Origin of the sequence: uncultured Erythrobacter sp. (assembly GCF_947492365.1) — a bacterium.
In the GTDB taxonomy this organism is placed as follows: domain Bacteria; phylum Pseudomonadota; class Alphaproteobacteria; order Sphingomonadales; family Sphingomonadaceae; genus Erythrobacter.
In genome coordinates, this window is the sequence record NZ_CANLMB010000001.1 from 238,809 (window position 1) to 259,914 (window position 21,106).

25 protein-coding genes are annotated in these 21,106 nt (G+C 62.8%); 10 read left to right on the forward strand and 15 right to left on the reverse strand.

Annotated features, from left to right (window positions below):
• Nucleotides 1-88: 88 nt before the first annotated feature.
• Nucleotides 89-988, reverse strand: a complete 900-nt coding sequence (locus tag Q0887_RS01110) for a hypothetical protein (RefSeq protein WP_299191617.1) — start codon at nt 986-988, stop codon at nt 89-91.
• 115 nt (nt 989-1,103) lie between these two features.
• Entirely contained in the window at nt 1,104-2,351 is a 1,248-nt protein-coding gene (locus tag Q0887_RS01115) for a S8 family serine peptidase (RefSeq protein WP_299191619.1), read from the reverse strand.
• Between the two features lie 84 nt (nt 2,352-2,435).
• Between Q0887_RS01115 and Q0887_RS01120 the strand changes: the two genes are divergently transcribed.
• Nucleotides 2,436-2,924 (forward strand): RNA polymerase sigma factor, encoded by a 489-nt coding sequence (locus Q0887_RS01120; protein ID WP_299195160.1) that lies wholly within the window; start codon nt 2,436-2,438, stop codon nt 2,922-2,924.
• A complete protein-coding gene (locus Q0887_RS01125; RefSeq protein WP_299191621.1) occupies nt 2,921-3,643 on the forward strand; it encodes a hypothetical protein in 723 nt (240 codons plus the stop codon). Before Q0887_RS01120 ends, Q0887_RS01125 begins: the two co-directional genes overlap by 4 nt.
• A gap of 335 nt (nt 3,644-3,978) precedes the next feature.
• Here the strand turns inward: Q0887_RS01125 and Q0887_RS01130 are convergent, their stop codons facing one another.
• Nucleotides 3,979-4,323, reverse strand: coding sequence for a hypothetical protein (locus Q0887_RS01130; protein WP_299191623.1), 345 nt, complete (start codon nt 4,321-4,323; stop codon nt 3,979-3,981).
• Nucleotides 4,324-4,460: 137 nt separating this feature from the next.
• Between Q0887_RS01130 and Q0887_RS01135 the strand changes: the two genes are divergently transcribed.
• Nucleotides 4,461-5,456, forward strand: a complete 996-nt coding sequence (locus Q0887_RS01135; protein WP_299191624.1) for an asparaginase — start codon at nt 4,461-4,463, stop codon at nt 5,454-5,456.
• Nucleotides 5,457-5,471: 15 nt separating this feature from the next.
• On the opposite strand, the gene Q0887_RS01140 is transcribed toward Q0887_RS01135, so the two are convergent.
• The 5 genes from Q0887_RS01140 to fmt are packed head-to-tail and all read right to left on the reverse strand — an operon-like array spanning nt 5,472 to nt 9,033.
• Nucleotides 5,472-5,780 carry a hypothetical protein gene (locus Q0887_RS01140; protein ID WP_299191626.1) on the reverse strand — a complete coding sequence of 103 codons (309 nt, stop codon included), beginning with the start codon at nt 5,778-5,780 and terminating at the stop codon, nt 5,472-5,474.
• Nucleotides 5,781-5,831: 51 nt separating this feature from the next.
• Entirely contained in the window at nt 5,832-6,947 is a 1,116-nt protein-coding gene (locus tag Q0887_RS01145) for a zinc-binding dehydrogenase (RefSeq protein WP_299191628.1), read from the reverse strand.
• Nucleotides 6,944-7,309 carry a hypothetical protein gene (locus tag Q0887_RS01150; RefSeq protein ID WP_299191630.1) on the reverse strand — a complete coding sequence of 122 codons (366 nt, stop codon included), beginning with the start codon at nt 7,307-7,309 and terminating at the stop codon, nt 6,944-6,946. Before Q0887_RS01150 ends, Q0887_RS01145 begins: the two co-directional genes overlap by 4 nt.
• 39 nt (nt 7,310-7,348) lie before the next feature.
• A complete protein-coding gene (gene truA / locus Q0887_RS01155) occupies nt 7,349-8,131 on the reverse strand; it encodes a tRNA pseudouridine(38-40) synthase TruA (RefSeq protein ID WP_299191631.1) in 783 nt (260 codons plus the stop codon).
• Nucleotides 8,128-9,033 (reverse strand): methionyl-tRNA formyltransferase, encoded by a 906-nt coding sequence (gene fmt / locus Q0887_RS01160; RefSeq protein WP_299191633.1) that lies wholly within the window; start codon nt 9,031-9,033, stop codon nt 8,128-8,130. Before fmt ends, truA begins: the two co-directional genes overlap by 4 nt.
• 53 nt (nt 9,034-9,086) lie before the next feature.
• On the opposite strand from fmt, the gene recR reads away from it, so the two are divergent.
• The 4 genes from recR to Q0887_RS01180 all read left to right on the forward strand — a co-directional run bounded on the left by recR (nt 9,087) and on the right by Q0887_RS01180 (nt 12,614).
• Nucleotides 9,087-9,683, forward strand: a complete 597-nt coding sequence (gene recR, locus Q0887_RS01165; protein ID WP_299191635.1) for a recombination mediator RecR — start codon at nt 9,087-9,089, stop codon at nt 9,681-9,683.
• Between the two features lie 44 nt (nt 9,684-9,727).
• A complete protein-coding gene (locus Q0887_RS01170; RefSeq protein ID WP_299191637.1) occupies nt 9,728-10,300 on the forward strand; it encodes a peptide deformylase in 573 nt (190 codons plus the stop codon).
• A gap of 229 nt (nt 10,301-10,529) precedes the next feature.
• The gene (gene rmuC, locus Q0887_RS01175; RefSeq protein ID WP_299191639.1) at nt 10,530-11,897 is read left to right on the forward strand and encodes a DNA recombination protein RmuC; all 1,368 of its coding nucleotides are present in this window, start codon (nt 10,530-10,532) and stop codon (nt 11,895-11,897) included.
• Between the two features lie 162 nt (nt 11,898-12,059).
• On the forward strand, nt 12,060-12,614 hold the full coding sequence (locus tag Q0887_RS01180) for a hypothetical protein (RefSeq protein WP_299191642.1): 555 nt from the start codon (nt 12,060-12,062) through the stop codon (nt 12,612-12,614).
• A gap of 11 nt (nt 12,615-12,625) precedes the next feature.
• Here the strand turns inward: Q0887_RS01180 and Q0887_RS01185 are convergent, their stop codons facing one another.
• The 7 genes from Q0887_RS01185 to Q0887_RS01215 form a co-directional block, all read right to left on the reverse strand.
• Nucleotides 12,626-13,423, reverse strand: coding sequence for an RNA methyltransferase (locus tag Q0887_RS01185; RefSeq protein ID WP_299191645.1), 798 nt, complete (start codon nt 13,421-13,423; stop codon nt 12,626-12,628).
• 18 nt (nt 13,424-13,441) lie between these two features.
• A complete protein-coding gene (locus Q0887_RS01190) occupies nt 13,442-13,720 on the reverse strand; it encodes an HPr family phosphocarrier protein (RefSeq protein ID WP_299191647.1) in 279 nt (92 codons plus the stop codon).
• A 12-nt stretch (nt 13,721-13,732) separates the two neighbouring features.
• A complete protein-coding gene (locus Q0887_RS01195) occupies nt 13,733-14,164 on the reverse strand; it encodes a PTS sugar transporter subunit IIA (protein WP_299191649.1) in 432 nt (143 codons plus the stop codon).
• Between the two features lie 75 nt (nt 14,165-14,239).
• On the reverse strand, nt 14,240-15,169 hold the full coding sequence (rapZ, locus tag Q0887_RS01200) for an RNase adapter RapZ (RefSeq protein ID WP_299191650.1): 930 nt from the start codon (nt 15,167-15,169) through the stop codon (nt 14,240-14,242).
• 72 nt (nt 15,170-15,241) lie between these two features.
• Nucleotides 15,242-15,679 carry an HPr kinase/phosphatase C-terminal domain-containing protein gene (locus Q0887_RS01205; protein ID WP_299191652.1) on the reverse strand — a complete coding sequence of 146 codons (438 nt, stop codon included), beginning with the start codon at nt 15,677-15,679 and terminating at the stop codon, nt 15,242-15,244.
• Nucleotides 15,676-17,298, reverse strand: coding sequence for a stimulus-sensing domain-containing protein (locus Q0887_RS01210; protein ID WP_299191654.1), 1,623 nt, complete (start codon nt 17,296-17,298; stop codon nt 15,676-15,678). Before Q0887_RS01210 ends, Q0887_RS01205 begins: the two co-directional genes overlap by 4 nt.
• On the reverse strand, nt 17,291-18,079 hold the full coding sequence (locus Q0887_RS01215) for a response regulator transcription factor (protein WP_299191656.1): 789 nt from the start codon (nt 18,077-18,079) through the stop codon (nt 17,291-17,293). Before Q0887_RS01215 ends, Q0887_RS01210 begins: the two co-directional genes overlap by 8 nt.
• A gap of 350 nt (nt 18,080-18,429) precedes the next feature.
• Between Q0887_RS01215 and Q0887_RS01220 the strand changes: the two genes are divergently transcribed.
• The 3 genes from Q0887_RS01220 to Q0887_RS01230 all read left to right on the forward strand — a co-directional run bounded on the left by Q0887_RS01220 (nt 18,430) and on the right by Q0887_RS01230 (nt 21,089).
• Nucleotides 18,430-20,037 (forward strand): phosphoenolpyruvate carboxykinase, encoded by a 1,608-nt coding sequence (locus Q0887_RS01220; protein WP_299191657.1) that lies wholly within the window; start codon nt 18,430-18,432, stop codon nt 20,035-20,037.
• 115 nt (nt 20,038-20,152) lie between these two features.
• Nucleotides 20,153-20,515, forward strand: coding sequence for a hypothetical protein (locus tag Q0887_RS01225; RefSeq protein WP_299191658.1), 363 nt, complete (start codon nt 20,153-20,155; stop codon nt 20,513-20,515).
• A gap of 22 nt (nt 20,516-20,537) precedes the next feature.
• Nucleotides 20,538-21,089, forward strand: a complete 552-nt coding sequence (locus Q0887_RS01230; RefSeq protein WP_299191660.1) for a DUF937 domain-containing protein — start codon at nt 20,538-20,540, stop codon at nt 21,087-21,089.
• Nucleotides 21,090-21,106 lie beyond the last annotated feature (17 nt).

The window sequence follows — 21,106 nt, forward strand, 5'->3', positions numbered from 1 at the left end:
GCGGGCGCTCGTTTGAGTACCCGCCTCTTGAGGTTGGCTTGCCGCTAAAGGTGAGTGGGGCAGCGGGCAAGCCGGGGGGTCAAATTCGTTAGTTTGCTTCGCCTCCAGCAGGTTCGGTGCGTTCCGCATCATCCTGCGAGGAGGCACTGCCCTGCGCCTGACCGGCGATCAGGGCATCGCCGTTTGCGCTGAACATGCTGGCGGGCAGAGCGCGGCTGACATTGCCTTGCGTCACGATGACCTGTTCGACCTGTCCGCTACCATCGGCAACGATCTGGCTGACCTGACCCAGCGAAGCGCCTTCGGGCGTCATCACCGGCATGCCGGGCGTTACAGTTGCAGCGCCCTGACCGGCAGAAGCGGCGGTTCCGGCAACAGCCAGCGGGGTCGACATCAGTGAGGCAGAGCCATTGCCCGACGCCGAACCTTCGCCGTTTGCGCCACCAGAAGCACCGCCGATAGCAGGCAGACCCGGCATCGGAGCGCTATTGACTGCGCCCGTTGCGGTGCTTGAGGCGGTTCCTGCTGCACTGCCTGCGAAATTCTGCGCCTGACCTGCAAGCGGAGCAACCGCGCCGGTAACGGCATCGGTGCCGATCAGTTGAGCGCTGGCATTGCCATTGCCCGAAGCCTGACCAATGGCCGAACCGTTCGCGCTGTTGCTCAGGCCCGGAACTGCGAGGTCGGTGAGGCTTGCGGTCGAACCGGCGATCGAGCCGCCCGCGCTGCGATTGGCATTTACGCTGCCATTGCTTGCGTCGACATTCTGATCGCCATCGGTTGCAGCCGAGCCATTGGCTGTGCTGTCAACGGTGCTGCGGACCGAGCGGGTGGTGTTGTCGATAGTGGAACCGATCGAGTTGCTGATGGAGCCGCCGAGCGATCCACCGAGGCCGCCGCCGAGACCGCCACCGCCGCCAAGCAGCTGCGCATGGGCAGCGGCGGGGATGAGAGCGATTGCACTTGCTGTGAGAATAAGCTTTTTCATGGTTTCGTGTTCCTTCTTCAATTTGGGGCGAACAAGAGGGGGTGTCTTGCTCGCTCGGAAGGAAAACGGACGGGCTTTCGGATTTAATCCACGAACCCGCGAAAAAAATTCAGTTTCACTCGCCGCAGCCTCTGCAAAGCAGCCCGCGACCATAGATATCGTCGGGACCGCGTGCGCCCAGATCGCGCGCTTCTGCATCGGTGATGCGGCGCCAGTTTCGGCCGCGCTGGAGGGCGGCGGCGATGCGGGCTGCGACCAGAGGTGTTGCGAAACTGGTTCCGCGCCAGCTCTTTACCCGTCCGCGCGCATCCATCGCATAGACCCGGTCGCCGGGAGCAGCGTAATCGAGGTGGAGCGCGCGGCCTGCCTCGATCAGCGCGCGCTCGCGCCGGTCAACGCCTGTGACTGCGACGACGCCTTCGTAAGAGGCGGGGAAGGCCGGCGGGGCTGCTGGCCCGTCATTGCCCACCGCGGCGACGATCACCACTCCGCGCGTGCGGGCTGCGTTGACGGCGCGTTCGACCAAGGCGTTGCGCGGGCCGACCAGGCTGACCGAGACGACTTTGCTGCCATTTTCGACCAGCCAGCCCAGTGCGCGGGCGATGGCCAGCGCGTTGCCGCCCGCGGGATCCTCACCATAGACATCGGCGATGCGAATGCGGGTGACACCCGCGCTGCGAAGCAGGCTCGCCACCGCGCTGCCATGGTCGGACGGCTTGGGAGCGCCGCGGGCAAAGCCGCGTTCCGACATGACCCCGATGGCGGGGGCGGGGGCTCCGTCAATCACACCGACTTCTACGGAAATAGGCGTCGCGGATTGGACCATCATCGGCAGGCTGGCAGGTGCAGCCAGTGCATTGCCCGATTGGAAGTGCAGATGGTCAGGGGCAATCTCGACACCCGGTGCAACCTCGCCCGCAAGCGCCTGCGCATCGGCCAAATCCATGCCTTCTGGCACGGCCAGACGGGTGAATGAGAGGTCCAGCCCCTCAATTGACTCGCGACCCAAAGATGTGAAGCCGGCGTCTATCAGGGCAAAACGATAGGGTTCGTTGAGGCCGAACGCGATCAGCTCACCGCGCCGCGCCAGATCGCCATCGGCATCGCGCTCGATCACGTCGCGGTTGCGACGCAGCAGGCGAGACAGGGTGCGGTCGCGCGCACGCAGAAGGCTGCGCGCCTCGCGCTGGACCTGCTCGTCAAGCCCGTCGAGCGTGCGGCCCAACGCGTCGGTCGCATCGCCCAGCGCTCCGCCCACCGGAGGAACGCCGACGCCGACGCCGGTTCCGGGCACCTGCAATTGTGCAGCGAGCGGACTGGCTACGATCAGAGCAGCCAGAATTGTGAGCAGTTTGAAGCGCATGATTGTTTCTATCCGATCTTTTGCATTAAGCATGGATGAAACGAAGCGCGCCATCCGTTTCATCCATACGAAAAGGCACAAGAGCTGGAAAAGACGTTCGAACAGCAAGTTCTCGACCTGCTGCCGCGCTTACGGCGGTTTGCGATCGGGCTCGCCGGTTCGGCGGCCGACGGCGACGATTTGTGCCAGATGACAATCGAGCGCGCGCTCACCCGCCGGGATCAATGGCAGGATGGCACACGGCTCGACAGCTGGATGTACCGGATTATGCGCAATATTTTCATAGATGAAGGACGAGCGGTCTCGCGCCGCCGCGAAACATTCGTGGACGAGGATGCGGGCCTGTCGGTCGGCTCTGACGGTGCGCAGGAAGCGCATGTCGAACTGTCGATGGTGGACCGCGCGATGCAGAACCTGCCAGAGGATCAGCGCGAGGCTGTGCTGCTGGTGATGGTCGAGGGCTATTCCTACAAGGAAGCCGCGCAGATCGCCGACTGCCCCGTCGGCACGCTCAATTCGCGCCTTGTGCGCGGGCGCGATGCGCTGGCTGCGATGCTGGAGGACACACCATGAGCATCAGTGAAGAACAGATAGCCGCCTATGCCGATGGCGAGCTTGAAGGTGCGGCATTGGCCGAGGTCGAAGCCGCGATTGCGGCTGATCCGGCGCTTGCCCGCAAGGTCGCGGCGCACCGCAAGCTCAAAGACACGCTGGGCGCGCATTTCGCGCCGGTGCTGGACCAGCCGGTGCCGGAGCATCTGTCTGCGCTGTTGCAACCCAAGGAAGACACTGCGCCTGAGGGCGAGGTCGTCAGCTTTGCCGCTGCGCGCCAAAAACGCGGGCTTGCGCCTGCAGTGCGGCGTTGGGGTGTTTGGGTTGGTCCTGCCATGGCTGCGGCGGTTGTCGCAGCGGTGGTGCTGGTTCCGGGCAATGTGCCCAGTGATCCGTTTGTGCCCGATGGCACCCCGACCCCGCAGCTCGCCGCTGCGCTCGACAACCAGCTTGTCGCCAGCCAACCAGCGGATTCGCGCACACAGATATTGCTCAGCTTTGAGAATGATCGGGGGCGCTATTGCCGCACCTATCGCAGCGGATCGGTGGGCGGGATCGCCTGCCGCAGCGAGCAGGGCTGGTCGATCGAGCGCGAAATGATGCTGGACGGCGCACAGGCTACCGAATTCCGCCAGGCAGGCAGCGAAGGCGATCTGCTGGCAGCCGCGCAAGACATGGCCGCCGGCGATGCGCTGGACGCCGAGGCAGAGGCCGAGGCGCAAGCGAAGGGCTGGCGCTAGGCTCTCATTACTTCATAATCCGTGATATCCTGCGAAAGCAGGAGTCCAGCAGCACAGCAACCGCTCCTCCAATGGGTTCCTGCTTCCGCAGGAACGCACCTTGGCGCTGATCAAACAAACCCTACCGACACAAAACTGTCCAAAGGACCGCAAGGGCGGAGTCGAAACCGAAGGTGCAGACGGCGCGGATGCGCCACCTGAAGGCCGCCCGCAGGGGCCCGCAGCGAAGCGGAGGAGCTGCCCCGAGGAAACACAAACAAACGAGAAAAAGGGACCGGCATTGCTGCCGATCCCTTCCCCCCATTGGCCCTTAACAGGCTCTCTTGATGCGGGTTTTATCCGATGGTGATGGTGCCGTAGCGATAGCCGCGCTCGGCCATTTCCTCGATGTAATCCTTGCGTTCTTCGCGCAGTTCGTTGGCGTATTCTTCCCAGGCGTCGCGCTGGTCTTCGAGGTCGCTGGCGCGATTGAGGTCGCTGCGCAGCTCTTTCTGAGCCTCGGTGATGTCGATGCGGTAATCGAACCAGAAGCGGTTCTCGATCCCAGCGATGGGTGCGTTGATGATCCGCTGTTCTTCGGTGCGCGCGACCTGCTCTTCATAGAGCATCGGGGCGGCGGCCTGGGTCGAAGCGGCGATGAGGCCGGCGGCGATCACGATGGCGGTGCGGGTGAGTTTCATAGTCTGTCTCCAAATCTGTTTAGATCCCGGCGGTGAACCGTCCGGTCAGAGGGAGAACGGACCCGCGCCGCGCTTTAATCCATGAGGGGCGCAAAAAATTTTGGGTTTGCCGGGCGAGGGGGCTAAAGGCGCTCCCTATGAGCAACGCCAAAACACTTCCGCGACTTCTGGTTCTGGGCACCGGCGGCACGATTGCCGGGATCGCCGGCGATGCCCTGCGCCATGAATATCGTCCCGGCCAGATCGGGATCGACGAATGGCTCGAGGATGCGGCGCATCTGGGTATGCAAGCGGAGCTGACGGGCAAGCAGATCGCCAATCTCGGCTCGGAAGACATCGGCCCGGATGTGTGGCGCGCGCTTCATTCCGCGATCTCCGACGCGATGGCGGATGATGCGGTGGACGGCGTCGTCATCACCCACGGCACCGATACGGCGGAGGAAACCGCGTTCCTGCTCGACCTGACCCTGCCTGCGACCAAGCCGGTGGTGATGGTTGGCGCGATGCGGCCCGCCGATGCGGTGGGATCAGACGGAATGCGCAATTTCGTGAATGCCGTGCGCGTCGCAGGCGATCCGGAAGCCAGCGGGCGCGGAGTGCTGGTGGTGATGGGCGACCGGGTGCTGGCGGCGAGAGATGCGCGCAAGGTTCGCACGCGCGGGACCGACGATGCCTTTCGCGGCTTTCCGCGCGGCAGTGTCGCGGTGGTCACTCCCGCCGCGCTCGACTGGTTCGGCAAGCCGTGGCGCGACAACACCAGCGCGCGCTACGCTTTCCCGGCAGAATTTCCCCGCGTGCCCGTTCTCTATGCAACTGGCGGTCTGGAGACTTGGACGGCTGAGCGGCTGCTGGGCGATGACATTCGCGGGCTGGTGGTTGCCGGAGTGGGCGAGGGCAACCTGCCCGATCCGGTGCGCCAATTGCTGGTCGAGCGCGCGCAGGCAGGCCTAGCGGTCGTGCGCGCCAGCCGCGTTGACGAAGGGCTGGTCGACCGCGAGCCGGAGGACGACGCCAACCGCTTCATCGCCGCCCGCGCGCTTAACCCGCAAAAGGCGCGGATCCTTCTGATGGTGCTGCTCGCCAACGGAAAAGGCGCCCCGGATGCAATCCAGAGCGCCTTTGATAGTCCTTAGCTCTACGCTCCAGCTCTATTCGAACGTCGCCGTCTCGTCGCTGTCCAGCGCCGTCTGCTGCATCCGCGCGCCTTTGCGTACTTCAAGGAAACCGATCAGCAGCGCGCCGGGAATATAGAGCACGAAGCCTAGCCACAAATCGCTTAGAGCCAGATACGTCAGGGCGCCGAGCATATAGGCCAGCAGCGTGGAAAGTATCTTACCCTTCACAGGATCGTCCATGAAACGGCTGGTGATGGCCCAGTCGATCAGACCTTGAAACATCCAGATATTTACAAGGCCGAACAGGCATCCCAATGCGAACAGCGGTAGAGTAATTTCCACGCCAATACCCCTCTTAATTCAACATGTTGCTTCTGATCTGGCAAGTCCCTCTCACCCCCAAGGCGTAACCAGATACTTCTCGCCGGTTTTCATCTGGCGATAATCGGTGATCGCGTCTTTGGTCAGCATCTCTTCCAGATTGACCTTGGCCTTGTAATGCGAGGCGAAGGTGGTGGTGAGGTTTTGCTGCACGCGGGTGCGCATTTTCACCACGGTTTCCATGCCAACCTTTTGCAGGAACGGGGTCAGCAGGAAGCCCGAAACGGTCCATTGCAGGCCGTAGGACGGTGTAAGGATGGTCGGGTTCTGGAGGTCCAGACGGCCATACATGTACATCTTCTTGTCCTGCGAAGAGCCGTAGCGCGAAAACTCGCCCATCTTGCTCGACGCGACCTGTTCCATCGCTTTCAAGACGCCGTCGGTCGCCTGACCGCCGCCAATGGGGTCAAAGCCGAGATAGGCGCCCGTCTCTTCAATCGCTTTGCGGAGCTGCGCCATGTAATCATCGTCCGACGAGTTCACGACATGAGTCGCACCCTGCGATTTGAGCAGGTCGACATGCTCCTGACGGCGCACGATATTGACCAGGCCCATTCCGTCTTCGAGGCAGATCTTGTTGAGCATCTGGCCAAGGTTTGACGCTGCGGCGAGGTGGATGATCGCGCTGTGGCCTTCCATGCGCGCGGTCTCGACAAAGCCCAGAGCGGTCATCGGGTTCACAAAGCTCGACGCGCCGGTTTCGGCGTCGTGTTCGCCCAGCGGCAGGCACATCATCGCATCGGCAATCGCATATTGGCTGAACGCATTGCCCGGAACGCAGGCGACTCGCTGACCCATCAGAGCCTTGGCCATGTCGCTGTCGCCGGTTGCGACAACGGTGCCCGCGCCTTCGTTACCCGCTGGCAGACGCTGGCCGTGGCGGCCCTTTTGCCCTGACAGGAACGGTTCGGGCATATTGGCGACAACCTTGCCAGCCGAATATTCGGCGGTTTCAAAATCCGCCGCGCTGGTCAGGATCGCAAGGTCCGACGGATTGATCGGCGCGGCTTCCATCTTGACCAGTACCTGATTGCCGGTGGGCGCGGGAAAGCTCTCCTCGCTGATCTCGAGCGTCAGTTTGCCGTCTGCTGAAAGCGTGGTGAAAAGCTGTTTTCCGGTCGTGGTCATTCGGTATTCTCCTGAGTGGAATCGGGTTCGGACTGGGTTCGCGGGATCAGTTCAACGCCAGCGACCATAAGCGCCCAGATCGCGAGCGTGGGCTGTAATTTGGGGACTCTGGTAAGGCTGAAAAGGTCTTCAGCGATAAAGGGCAGGGCAATGATCGTGGCGGCGGTGAGGACGGCGTAGAACAACTTATACTCGCTCGACCCCAGATAGAGGATCAGAACGACAATCGAAGCGCTCATCACCAGCATCAGCACGAAATCGAAGACCGGCAAGCCCTCCGCGCCGACCAGAACAAAGCCCAGCACCGCGCCAAAGACGATATTGATGCCTTCGATATTCGCGCGATATTCGCGCTGCGTCATTCTGGTGCTCTTGGGTATCTTGTACCAGTTGGACATCGGCTAGCCTTCGTCTTGCGGACAGATCGCGTCTTCGGGATAGATTGCTTCGACGAAGTATAGACCTTGGGGCGGCGCGTTAAGTCCTAATTTGCTACGGTCTTTGGCTTCGAGGGCTTCGCGCACCTGTTCGATGGGCCAAGTGCCCTGTCCGACCAGCTTCAGACAGCCCACCATTGAGCGCACCTGATGGTGGAGGAATGAACGCGCGGCGGCGTGGATATGGACCTCTTCGCCCCACGGGGTTTGGGCCTTCTCGACATCAAGCCGGTCGAGCGATTTTACCGGATCCTTCGCCTGACAATGGGCAGATCGGAAGGTGGTGAAATCGTGCTTGCCCACCAGCGCCTGCGCAGCCTCATGCATCGCCTCAACGTCGAGATCATGTGCAACCTGCCACGCGCGGCCCTTGGTCAGGGTCAGTGGCGCGCGGCGATTGGCGATGCGGTAGAGATAGCGCCGCCCGGTGCAGGTAAAGCGCGCATGCCAGTCCTCGCTCACCTTTTCGCAGGCGAGAATGGCAATCGGGTCAGGGCGAAGATGCGCATTGATCGCGCCCATCAGGCGGAAAGGCTCAATGTCCTTTTCCAGATCGACATGGCTGCGCATGGCGAGCGCATGGACCCCCGCATCGGTCCGCCCCGCGCTGTGCAGCACCGCCTTTTCGCCGGTAATCGAGTTAAGCGCGTCTTCGATCGATTGCTGCACGCTCGGCCCGTGCTTCTGGCGCTGGAGGCCGAAAAAGGGCGTGCCGTCAAATTCAATGGTCAGCGCGAAACGGGTCATGCGAGGCGCGTGCCCACTTCGACCGCCCGCCCGCGCAGGAAATCCTCGCGGTCCATCGCCGGTTTGCCCGCGCGCTGGAGCCTCAGGGGGCGGAGCGCGCCGGTCCCGCAAGCGATAGTGAAGTCGGCATCCAGCACTTCGCCCGGCGAACCTGCGCCTGCAACTTCTTCGGCGAGCAGCAGTTTCACCCTCTCCTCGCCCAATTCAAACCACGCCCCCGGAAACGGCGCGAGGCCAGCCACATGCCGCACAATCTCGCCAGCGGGTCGCGACCAGCCGATCCGCGCTTCTGCCTTGTCGATCTTGGGAGCGTAGGTCGCGGCTTCATCGTCCTGCGGCTGAGGCGCGTATCCGCCAAGGCCCGCCAGCACCTCCACCATCGCGCCTGCGCCCAGCTCGGCCAGTTCAGCGGTCAACTCGCCCGTGGTTTTGGCCGCAATCGGCGTGCGCACGATATGGAGCATCGGTCCTGTATCGAGGCCCGCCTCCATCTGCATGATCGTCACGCCGGTCTCTTGATCGCCCGCCATCACAGCGCGGTGGATCGGCGCAGCCCCCCTCCAGCGCGGCAGGACCGAGGCGTGAATGTTGAGGCATCCGTGAGTGGGCGCGTCGAGCACAGGCTGCGGCAGGATCAATCCGTAAGCCGCCACCACCGCAACATCGGCCCCGAGCGCCGCAAACTCCACCTGCGCCTCTTCACCGCGCAAGCTCTTGGGCGTGCGAACCGCGATCCCCAACTCCTCGGCCTTCGCGTGAACCGGCGAGGGGCGCAGCTTCTTGCCCCGTCCCGAACGGCTCGGCGGCTGCGAGTAAACGCAGGCAATCTCGTGCCCAGCCGCATGGAGTGCGACCAGTGCTGGCACCGCAAAATCGGGCGTTCCCATGAAAATGATGCGCATGACGGGTCCGGTGGGCCTTTCTCGAATGGGTTCCAGCCCCTATCTCTCCCCCCATGGCATCGCAAGAGATCGAAGCTTTATCCTCTGCTCTGGCCCGTTTGCCCGGCCTCGGCCCGCGATCCGCGCGACGGGCGGTGCTGTGGCTGGTCAAGAACCGCGAAGGCGCTTTGCCAGCCTTGCTCGAAACGCTCGCTGCCGTGTCCGAGACGCTGGTCGAATGCGAAACCTGCGGCAATGTCGACACGGTCGACCCCTGCGGTATTTGCGCCGATCACCGCCGCGATGCGCGCGCGCTCTGTGTGGTGGAGGATGTCGCCGATGTCTGGGCGCTCGACCGCGCGCGGTTGTTTCAGGGCCGCTACCATGTGCTGGGCGGAAAGCTTTCCGCGCTCGACGGGGTGGGGCCGGAAGACCTCAACATCGCCTCGCTGCTCACCCGCGTTGCTGATGGAGCCGTCGACGAAGTCGTGCTCGCCATGAACGCCACGCTGGAGGGGCAGACCACTGCGCATTACCTCGCCGAGCGGCTGGAGGAGCACAAGGTCCGCATCACCCAGCTCGCCCACGGCCTGCCGGTCGGGGGCGAGCTCGACTACCTCGACGAAGGCACGCTCGCACAGGCATTGAGGGCACGGCGTCCGGTGGAGTAAACGCGCCGTTGAATAATCCCGCCAGCGCGATTATCTGCTCCCCCATGGCTATCCTTGAAATCCTCGAAGTGCCGGACCCCCGGCTCAAGACCGTCTCCGTCCCCGTCGAGCCGCAAGAGTTCAATGACGAGCTCAAACAGCTCGCTGAGGACATGTTAGAGACGATGTATGACGCGCCCGGCATCGGTCTGGCGGCAATTCAGGTCGGCATTCCCAAGCGTCTGCTGGTGATCGACTTGCAGCCCGACGACCCCGACGCCGAGCCGGTCGAGTGTGATCATGACGGCCACAAACACACGCATCCCGCGACCAAGAAAGAGCCGCGCGTCTTCGTCAATCCGGTGATCCTCGATCCGGCAGAGGATCTGTCGACCTTCAACGAAGGCTGCCTCTCGGTCCCCGAAATCTACGCCGATGTGGACCGCCCCGCGACCTGCACGGTCCAGTATCAGGACCTCGACGGCAACCACCACGAAGAGGCCCTCGAAGGCCTGCTCGCAACCTGCCTGCAGCACGAGATGGACCATTTGGAAGGCATCCTCTTCATCGACCACCTTTCGCGCTTGAAGCGGCAGATGGCGCTGAAGAAGCTGAAGAAGTTGAGGGCGGCGGCGTAGTTTGTTTTGCGCTCCCACCTCCGTGGGAGCGTCCTCGCTAGATGTGCGGCATGCCGCACCCGCTGCGGGCGGGCGCCCATTAGTTTAGGCGCCCTTGCGGTCCTGCGGACCGTTTCTCGCTTCACACGCACCAACGTCATCCCGGACTTGATCCGGGATCCAGCTTCTTAGTCGGGGATATCCTACAAAGCGCTGGTGTTCCTAATTTGTTCCGTGCTATAAGGGCGCGATGGAACAACCGATTCTTCTTGCTCTCTTTCTGATCATCGGCGCGGCCCTGGGCGGCGGCGCGGCGTGGTTCTTTGCCTCGCGTCCTGTGGCCGAACTGCGCGAGCGGCTGGGTGAGCGAGAGGCTGCGGCGAAGGAGCTGGACGAGAAGTTTCGCAAGTCGATCGCCGAGCTGGGCGAATCGCAGATCAAAGTGGCGACACTCGAAGCGAACGAGGCCAATTTCGAACGCCAGATGGCGCAGATGAAAGAGGCGCGCGAGGAGATGCTCGCGCAGTTCAAGGCGACCGGTGCGGAAGTGCTCAAGGCCAATCAGGAAGACTTCCTCAAACGCGCCGAGGAACGCTTCAAGCAATCCGAAGCAACCGGCGAGGCCAAGATCAAGACGCTGCTCGCACCAGTGGGTGAGCGGCTGGAAAAATACGAAAAGCAGGTCGAATCGCTCGAGAAGCAACGCGTGGATGCCTTCGGGCAATTGAACGGCTTGATCCAGTCGATGCGCGAAGGGCAGGAAGAGGTCCGGCGCGAAGCGCAGCGACTCGGCAATTCGCTTACCAACGCCCCCAAGGCGCGCGGGCGCTGGGGCGAGCGGGCGCTGCAAAACCTGCTCGAACAATGCGGGTTGGCCGAGCATACCGATTTCGAACTGGAACATTCGATCGACACCGAAGAGGGCCGTCTGCGCCCCGACGCGATCATCAATGTGCCGGGTCAGAAGAAGCTGGTGATCGATTCCAAAGTTTCATTGAATGCCTATCAGGCCGCGTTCGAGGCCGATGATGACGACACCCGCAAGCGCGAGCTGGAATCGCACGCCAAATCCATGCGTAACCACGTCCAGACTTTGAGCGCGAAGAGCTATCAAAGCCAGTTCGAGGAAGCGCCCGACTACGTCATCATGTTCATTCCGGGCGAGCATTTTGTGACCGCCGCTCTGGATGCCGATCCCACCTTGTGGGACTTCGCGTTCGAGCGCCGCGTCTTGCTGGCGACGCCCACCAACCTTGTCGCGATTGCGCGCACGGTCGCGCAGGTCTGGCGGCAGGACGGGCTGGCGAAAGAGGCGCAAGAAATCGGACGGATGGGCGCGGAGCTATATGGTCGTCTCAAGACCGCAGCCGACCACTTGAAACGCGTTGGCGGAGGCCTCGAAAGCGCGGTCAACAATTACAACAAGTTCGTCGGGAGCTTTGAGCGCAACGTTCTGTCCTCCGGCAAACGGCTTGCCGAGAAGGGCCTCGAGATCGCGAGTGAGATCGAAGACGTGCCGCTGGTCGAGTCAGCGCCCCGCTACAATGCGGCAGACGCGGAAGCGGTCGAGGACGACGGCTTCATGCTCGAAGAAGAGCGCAAGGACGCGGCTGAATAGGGCCAAATAGCTCCCCGTCACCCCGGCCCCCGAGCCGGGGTCCCGCTTCTTGCAGCAGTGGACCGGTCCAAAGAAAGCGGGACCCCGGATCAAGTCCGGGGTGACGGCTCGAGATTGCCAGCCCATTTTCCTACAGCGCGGTTTTCTGCTCCACACTGGCGGATGGAAAACTACGCTAACCTAGCCACCCGCAAACCGGTCCCAGCCCACCGCACCCGCCGCAAGCCGCATTTCTTCCGCCCTGTGCAGACCCGCTCGCGCGCTGATGGGTGGTGCGAAGTGCGCCAGTGCCTGTTTCTCGCCGAGCTTTACCTCTCCGGCACTGTCATCACCGCTGCGCGCCGTGTGGGCATGTCGCGCATGAGCGCCTACCGCCTCCGAGCCCGCCCCGATGCGGCGAGTTTCGCGCGCGCTTGGGACAGCATTCTGGCGCAGCCGGGCACGGGCAAATTGCCGCCCATCAGGATGGATTGGCGAAAGGTTACACGAGACGAGCTGGTCGAACGGTTCGAAGCGGGACTTGTGAAGCCGGTTCTCTACTTCGGCCGCGTGGTTGCGATCGAGCGAAAAGCTGACAATTCCGCGCTCTTGCGGCTGATCCGGCGGTTCAAGGACCAGCGACTACAAGCGGCCAGCAACCAGCCTCAAGCGGGGCGGAAAAGTTTTTCAAAGACCCCACTTGCGCGGTCCACTTCAGAGGAGAATGCGGTGATATGAACCGGCGCGGATCAATCGAGCGCGTCGAACACCTCGTAGGCCAGCACCGCACCGGCGACCGCTGCATTGAGCGAGTCGGCGCGCCCGCGCATCGGCATCGTCACGCGCAGGTCGCATTCGGCCTCGTAAGCCTCAGGCAGACCTTGCGATTCGTTGCCGACAAGGATGAAGCAAGGCGCAGCATAAGGCGCTTCGCGATAGGGCACGGCATCGCGCAGGCTCGCGGCGACCAGCTGGCCGGACCCGCTGCGCAGCCACGGCAGAAACTCCTCCCACCGCGCCTGCGCCAGACCGAGCGTGAACACCGCGCCCATGCTGGCCCGCACGGCTTCGGCGCTGAACGGATCGGCGCAATCGTCGATCAGGATCAGCCCGCCTGCACCCACCGCGTCACCCGTGCGCAGCATGGTGCCAAGGTTGCCGGGATCGCGCAGGTCCTGAGCGACGAGCCAGATTGCCGCCGCATCGCGCTCGAGTGCAGAGAGCGCGGTGTCGAACTCGTCGAACACGCCGACAACGCTTTGCGAGTTCGACTTGCCGGTGATCTTGGAGAGGATGTCGGGCGTGGTGGTGATGACTTCGCCGCCCGCCGCTGCGACTTCGCCTTCGAGCCGGGAGAGCAATTCGTGCTCCTCGCGGCCCTCGGCCATGACGACCTGCCGCGGCACGCGCCCGCTGGCCCGCGCATCTTCGAGCAGGCGCAGGCCCTCGACCAGAAACTGGCCCGCGCGCTTGCGGTGCTTCTTGTCGCGCAAGCTGCGCAGATATTTGACCGTTGGATTGGAGAAACCCGAAATGTGTTTGCGCATCGCGCCTGTCCTATCGGGCTATTCTTCGCCGAAGCCGTCTTCGACCAGCGCCACCAATTGCGCCAAAACGCCATCGGCATCGGTGCCGCCGACGATCAGTTCGACATCATCGCCCTTCGCCGCGCCAAGCATCATCAGGCCGAGGATCGAGCCGCCCGCCGCTTCATTGCCGCCCTTGGCGACGCGCACTTCGGCGCCTTCGGGAAGCGCCGATACCGCCCCGACGAACTTCGCGCTGGCTCTTGCGTGGAGCCCGCGTTTGTTGACGATGGTGACCGATTGACGAACTTCGCTCATGGACCCTGTGCCCTAGTTCCCGCCGCTTGCGCTGCGCGGTTCGCTGTCGCTGCCGAGCAGCTCGCTCGCCACAGTGATGTAGTTGCGGCCTGCGGTCTGCGCGGCATCAACCGCTTCGACCACGCCCATGCTCTTGCGCGCTCCGGCAAGACGGATGAGCATTGGCAGGTTGATCCCCGCGATCACTTCGACCTGCCCGGCATCAAGCAGCGAGATCGCAAGGTTGGAGGGAGTGCCGCCAAACAGATCGGTCAGGATGATGACGCCGCTGCCGCTTTCGACAACGTCGATCTTGTCCGCGATCTCTGCGCGGCGTTGTTCCATATCGTCATTGGGGCCGATGCAGACGGTCGCAATCGCCGCTTGCTTGCCGACGACATGCTCCATCGCTTCAACGAATTGGTCCGCAAGGCGGCCATGGGTAACCAGGATCAAACCGATCATACGCGATTTATCGTCCGTACGTTTCCAGCGGAAAGCCCGCTATCCCAAACACCACCGTCTTTCGCAAAGCTGTCTTCAACGTCGTTGACCTTCGATCTCGTCGGCGGCGCGGGAGGCCAGATTGCGATGGCGGACAGTGGGCGAAAATCCTGCGCTGCGCAAGTCCTGCGCCATGCGTTCAGCGGTGAAGACCGAGCGATGCCGCCCGCCAGTGCAGCCAAAGGCGACGTGGACATAGGATTTGCCCTGCGCGGCATAGCGAGGAAGCAGCGTTTCGAGCAGGTCGCGGATCTGGCCAAAGGCTTTGTGGAATGCGGGATCGGTCTCGATATGCTTGCCCACAGGCTCGTCTCTCCCGGTCAGTTCGCGCAGGCCCTCGACCCAATGCGGATTGTCGAGAAAGCGCATGTCGAATACGAGGTCGGCAAGCGGCGGCATGCCGCGCGCGAAGCCGAAGCTGGAGATGGTGAGCGTCATCGCGCCTTCTCCTTCGCTGCCAAACAGGCTGCGCACCTGCTCTTGCAATTCGTTGCTGGCCATGGCGGAGGTGTCGATCACGATCTCTGCCCAGCGGCGCAAAGGTTCGAGCAGTTCGCGCTCTGCCGCGATGCCGTCTTGCACGGTGCGCCCTTGCGCCATCGGGTGACGGCGACGTGTCTCGTTATAGCGCCGCTCCAGCTCGCCGCCGGTGCAATCGATGAACATCGAAGTGAGCGCGATATCGTCGCGCGCCGAAAGCTCCTTCACCAGCTCGATAATCTCCGCCGGAACAAAGCCTCTCGTGCGCGAATCGAAACCAAGCGCGAGCGGTGCGCGCGGGGCAGTCGCATCGCCATCGGGATCACCAACGAGCCTTTCGAGCATGCGAACGGGGAAGTTGTCGATCGTCTCCCACCCCAGATCCTCAAGCACGTCGAGCGCGGTCGATTTGCCAGCGCCGGACAGGCCGGTGACGAGCAGCAACCGCTGGCGTTTGTCAGGAGAGGATGGGGCGGGGGCGTCCATGCGCACGCTTTTCGCGCGTTGCTTCGCGGATTGAAAGAAGGATTTTACAATTGTCCCGTTACGGCAGCGCCTTCAGGCAGACCCAATTCCATGCACGCGCAAAGCCCATTCGGCGCGCTCGGCAGGGGCGATAGTGCCCGGCTCGAACGCCAGAACGGGCAGTTCCACACCCAGTATGTCGCGGGTGGGAAGGCGCTCAGGAAGCCTCTCGCCCGCTCCGTCCAATTGCAAGATAAGCGCCAGCGGCGTGGGCGGGGCGAGCGGCAGTTCGACCAGCCCGACACCGCGAACCTCCAGCAATCCGGCGATATTGGGGGGAGGGCGCGCGACGATTGCATCGCCTTCACGCTGCAGTGTCACACCATCATCGCCGATGAGCTGCGCGCCGCGATCGATCAGCGCGAGTGTAAGCGAAGACTTGCCGCTGCCCGGCTCTCCCTCGATCATCAAGGCGCGCCCATCGATGGCGACGCAGCTCGCTTGCGCTATCGTAGAAGGCTTGCTGCTCACGATGCGGGGAGGCGCAAGCGAAGGCAGGCGCCGTCTTTCCCGTCCGGCCGCGCCTCTGCGACGAGCGAGCCGTCATGTGCCTCGGCAATTACCCGCGCAATGGCGAGGCCAAGGCCCGAGTGATTGCCGAAATCCTCAGTGTCCGGTCGGACCGAATGGAAGCGCTGAAACACCTTTTCGCGTGCGTCTTCGGGGATGCCCGGTCCGGAATCGCAAACGGTCAGGGTTACGCATTCGCCATCATTGTCGATTGCGACCTCGATCGGTGCGTCGGGCGGCGAGAAGGAAACCGCATTGTCGAGCAGGTTTTCGACGACGCGTTCAAGCCGTGCTCCCACGCCCAGCACAATTGCTGGAGCACCCTGAGAGATCAGATCGATCCGGTGATCGGCATTCTCTGCGCGGTTTTCTCGGCTGCCGATGATCGCACGCACCAGGTCACGCATGTCGATATCTTCCAGCGTCGCGCGCGACATTTCTGCGTCGATCCGGCTTGCATCGGAAATTTCGGTGACGAGCCGGTCGATCCGGCGCACATCATGTGTGGCGATTTGCTCCAGCTCACGGCGCAGATCGGGGTCCTTGACCTTGGGCAGCGATTCGACTGCGCTACGCAAGCTTGCGAGCGGGTTCTTGATCTCGTGCGCGACATCGGCGGCGAAGCTGTCGACCGCATCGATCCGCTGGCGCAAGGCGAGCGTCATGTCGGAAACGGAGCGGGCGAGCTGACCGATTTCATCGCTGCGTTCGGGCAGGCGCGGCACTTCGACATCGCGCTCACGGCCCTGACGGACCTTTTGCGCTGCCCGTGCAAGCAATTGGAGCGGGCTTACGATCGTGCGCGCCAGATAGAGCGAGAGCAGAGCCGAGGCGAACAGCACTGCCAGCACCGCAATCACCAGCGCCGAACGCGCCGAACGGACACTTTCGGTAATGTCCACCGCATTGCGCACAGTCAGCAAGGTCGCGCCGTTCAAACCCACCGGCGCTGCAGCGGTGATTACCGGGGTCCCGTCGAGCCATTCATAGAGACGCACCTGGCTAAGCCCCTCTTCGCGCGCCTGCACCAGCTCGGGGAAGGCATTGGCGTTTTGCGCTTCGGGTTCGACATAGTCAGGCACTGCCTCGGCGCTGACGATGGTGTCGACCGTCCGGTCAAGCCAGCGCGCCCATTCCTCGTCCCAGCTATCATCGGTGATGTCGTCGAGCACAAAGGCTGGCTCTGCGAGCGCGAAACTGTCGGCCCAGAGCAGCCCTTCGGCATCGAACATGCGCATCCGCATCCCTTGCTCGCGTCCGATCTGGACCAGCAGAGCCTCTTGCCGTTGACGGGTTGCGCCAGCGAGCGCTTCGGCGGTGATCTGGGCTTCGATGCGGGCGAGCTTGAAGCGTTCCTGGATCAGCTGGGTGCGGTAGGTGTCGAGATAGAAAAGCCCGCCGGAAAGCAGCGCAAGCGGCAAGATGTTGACGATCAGAATGCGGGCAGTGAGCGAGAAGCGACCTGTTACGCCTCGGCGCTCTTCTAGACGGCCAATGGCAGGTTGCTCTTCGGACGCCAGATCGCCAGCGACCCGATCCGCGCGGGATGTATTGACGTCGAGCTGGCCCGTGTCAGCCATCGGTGAAACTGTATCCCGCGCCATAGAGCGTGTCGATGGCGCCGAATTCGGGGTCGACGCTGCGGAACTTGCGCCGCATGCGTTTGATATGACTGTCCACCGTTCGATCATCGACGAAGACGTCGTCGGGATAGGCGGCATCCATCAATTGGTTGCGGCTCTTAATGACACCGGGCCGCGCTGCCAGCGCTTCGAGGATAAGGAATTCGGTGACAGTCAGGCTCACCGGCTTCTGGTTCCATGTCACATGGTGGCGCGCAGGGTCCATGAACAGCCGCCCGCGATCAATGTTGGGATTGGCTGGCTCGGGGGCGCTTTCCTCATTACCGATAGCGCGGTCCGGTTCGGCGCGGCGCAGGATCGCGCGGATGCGGGCAGTGAGCAGGCGCAGGCTGAACGGCTTGGCGATGTAGTCATCCGCGCCCAGTTCCAGCCCCGCTTCCTCGTCCTCTTCGTCATCCTTGCTGGTCAGGAAAATCACCGGCAGCGGTGATTGTTCGCGCACCCGCCGCAGCAATTCCATCCCGTCCATCTTGGGCATCTTGATGTCGAACACGGCGAGGTCGGGCGGATTGTCGAGCAGCGCCTTCAAGGCGGTTTCGCCGTCCGAATAGAGCCGCGTCACAAACCCTTCGGCCTGAAGCGCGATCGAGACGGTGGTGAGGATGTTGCGATCATCGTCCACCAGCGCGATTTCAAACGCCTCTTGAGGCTCGGCCGGAATTGCCTGCGCTTGGTTTGGCGAAGATTCGCCAGGGATTTCGCTTATGTCGCTGGCCATTGTGGCTTTGAGTTCCTCCGCATTTCGCAAAAAAGGAGTAGCCGTTTCGAGAGAGCGAAACAATCAATTGCGCAATGCGGCGGCGCGAAGCTGCGCAATTTCTCGACGATATCGGCCTGCTTACAACAGGATAATTGCACTTGGCGAAGCGGGGCGACTGAGTGCCGGCGAATTGTGCATTGCAGCACGAGCGGGTCCGGTTTGACGGTGGCAAATCGCGCTTCTATGCCGCTTGGCGGATCGGGATTTCGCCAGAAAATTCGAATCGCTGCAACTTCTCTCATTGCGGCGTTTTCCGGCGGATTGATCCCGATGAGCCGCGAATTTCTGCCGCATTCAGGAGTATTAAAGTGATCCCCCTCGCCCATTCGCTCGGTGCCCAGGGCATCGAAACCGAAGCCACACTGCACACAAATCTTGGCACAGCCGAGCTGGTCGAAGCCTCGCTGGCAGCCAAAGAAGGCGCTTTGTCAAAGCACGGCGCGCTGGTCGTGCAAACCGGTGCAAAGACCGGCCGCAGCGCGAAGGACAAGTTCATCGTCCGCGACGCGACCACCGAAGACACGGTGTGGTGGGGCAAGGTCAATGCCGAGATGTCGCCGGACCACTTCGCCAACTTGAAGGCAGACTTCATGGAAGCGGTCGGCACGAAGGACACGCTCTATGTGGCTGACCTGTTCGGCGGCTCGCAGCCGGAGCACCGCGTCAATGTGCGCGTTATCAACGAGCTCGCCTGGCATAACCTGTTCATCCGCACTCTGCTGGTGCGGCCCACGGCGGAAGAACTGAGCGATTTCGCGCCCGAATACACGATCATCGACCTGCCCAGCTTCAAGGCCGATCCGGTGCGTCACGGGACCAATTCGGAAACCGTGATCGCGGTCAATCTGACCGAAAAGCTGATCCTGATTGGCGGCACGCGTTATGCGGGCGAGATGAAGAAGAGCGTCTTCGGCATTCTCAACTACCTGCTTCCGGTCAAGGGTGTGATGCCGATGCACTGTTCGGCCAATATCAGCGCTGACGGCAGGACGGCGGTGTTCTTCGGCCTGTCGGGCACGGGCAAAACGACGCTCAGCGCCGACGCATCGCGCACGCTGATCGGCGATGACGAACATGGCTGGTCGGATACGGCGGTCTTCAACTTCGAGGGCGGCTGCTACGCCAAGATGATCCGTCTGTCTGAAGAGGCCGAGCCGGAAATCTACGCCACAACCCGCCGCTTCGGCACGGTGCTCGAAAACGTAGTAATGGACCCCGAAACACGCGAGCTGGATTTCGATGACAACACGCTCGCCGAGAATACACGCGGTGCCTATCCAATCGACTACATCCCCAACACCAGCGCAGAAAATATGGGGCCGGTGCCGTCGAATGTCGTGATGCTGACCGCCGATGCGTTCGGCGTTCTGCCTCCGATTGCGAAGCTGACGCCGGAGCAGGCGATGTATCACTTCCTCTCGGGCTATACCGCCAAGGTAGCGGGCACCGAAATCGGTGTGACCGAACCTGAAGCGACCTTCTCGACCTGTTTTGGCGCGCCTTTCATGCCGCGCCACCCCAGCGTCTATGGCAACCTTCTGAAAGAGCGGATCGCCAAGGGGCAGGTCCAGTGCTGGCTGCTCAACACCGGCTGGACCGGCGGCAAATACGGCACCGGCAACCGCATGCCGATCAAGGCCACGCGTGCGCTGCTCAACGCCGCGCTCGACGGCGATCTGGAAACGGTTGAATTCCGCGACGATGCCAATTTCGGCTTTGCCGTGCCGGTCCACGTGCCGGTTCTGGCAGAGCAGGGTATCGACCAGACGATCCTCGACCCGCGCAGCACCTGGGCGGACAAGGACGGCTATGACGCCACCGCGGCCAAGCTCGTCCAGCTCTTCATCGACAATTTCGCCGAGTTCGAAGCGCATGTTGACGAAGGCGTGCGCAACGCGGCCCCTGTCGCGGCCTAATCGCGCAAAAGATACAAGTTCTTGCAAAGGCCCCGCCCGGTTCGCCGCGCGGGGCCTTTTTTGTGCGCTGACAAACGGCTAGCATGCGCCCTCATCACTTGAAGGGAACTACCAAATGAGCATTCTCGACGGCATCATGAAGCAGGTCGCCGGTTCACCGGACACGGTTGCAGCGCTGGCAGAGAAGGTCGGCCTGGACCCCTCGCTGGCGGAAAAGGCTGTGGCCGCGCTGGGCGCATCGCACGAGCAGGAAGGCGACACTGTCGAGCTGGCGGCACAGAAGACCGGCATCGATGCAGGGGCTTTGAGCGGCATTCTGTCACAACTTGGCGGCGAAAGCGCACTGGGCGGTATCGCTGAGGGTATGAAGGATAATTCGGCGCTTTCGGGTGTGATGAGCATGCTCGACCAGGATGGCGACGGCAATCCGCTCGACGATATTGCCGGCCTCGCCTCTGGCCTGTTCGGCCGCAAATGATCCAACTTTCAGGAGAACCCAAATGAGCCTTGCAACCATGCTTCAGCAGAGCGGCGCGATCACATCGATGGCGCGCGAACTTGGCGTTGACGAAGCCACCGCGAAGACCGCGGCGGGCGCGCTGCTTCCCGCAATCGTGGCCGGGATGGGCCGCAGTGCGACCGGCGGCACATCGACACCTGATCCGATGGGCGGGCTGGGCGGCCTTGCTGGTGCGATCCTTGGCGGCGGTGGCAGCAGCGGCGGCGCTGGCGGCGGGTTGGGCGGAATGCTCGGCGGCGGATTGCTCGATGCGGTTCTGGGCACGCAGCCAACCCCGTCGCAGCCGGGCAACGATATCCTCGGCAATATCTTCGGCAGCAAGGATGTTAGCCGCTCGGTCGCTGGCGAAGTTGCAGCCATGACCGGACTGGACGAAGGGATGCTGAAAAAGATGCTCCCGATCCTGGCCATGGCGGTGGCTGGCTATATGGCCAAACAGGCAACCGGCGGCGGCGCAGGCGGCGCGCAAGGTGGCAGCAACCCGCTGGGCGGCATTCTGGGGTCGATCGTGACGGGGATGATGAGCCGGTAGAGGGGGTAAGGACGGAG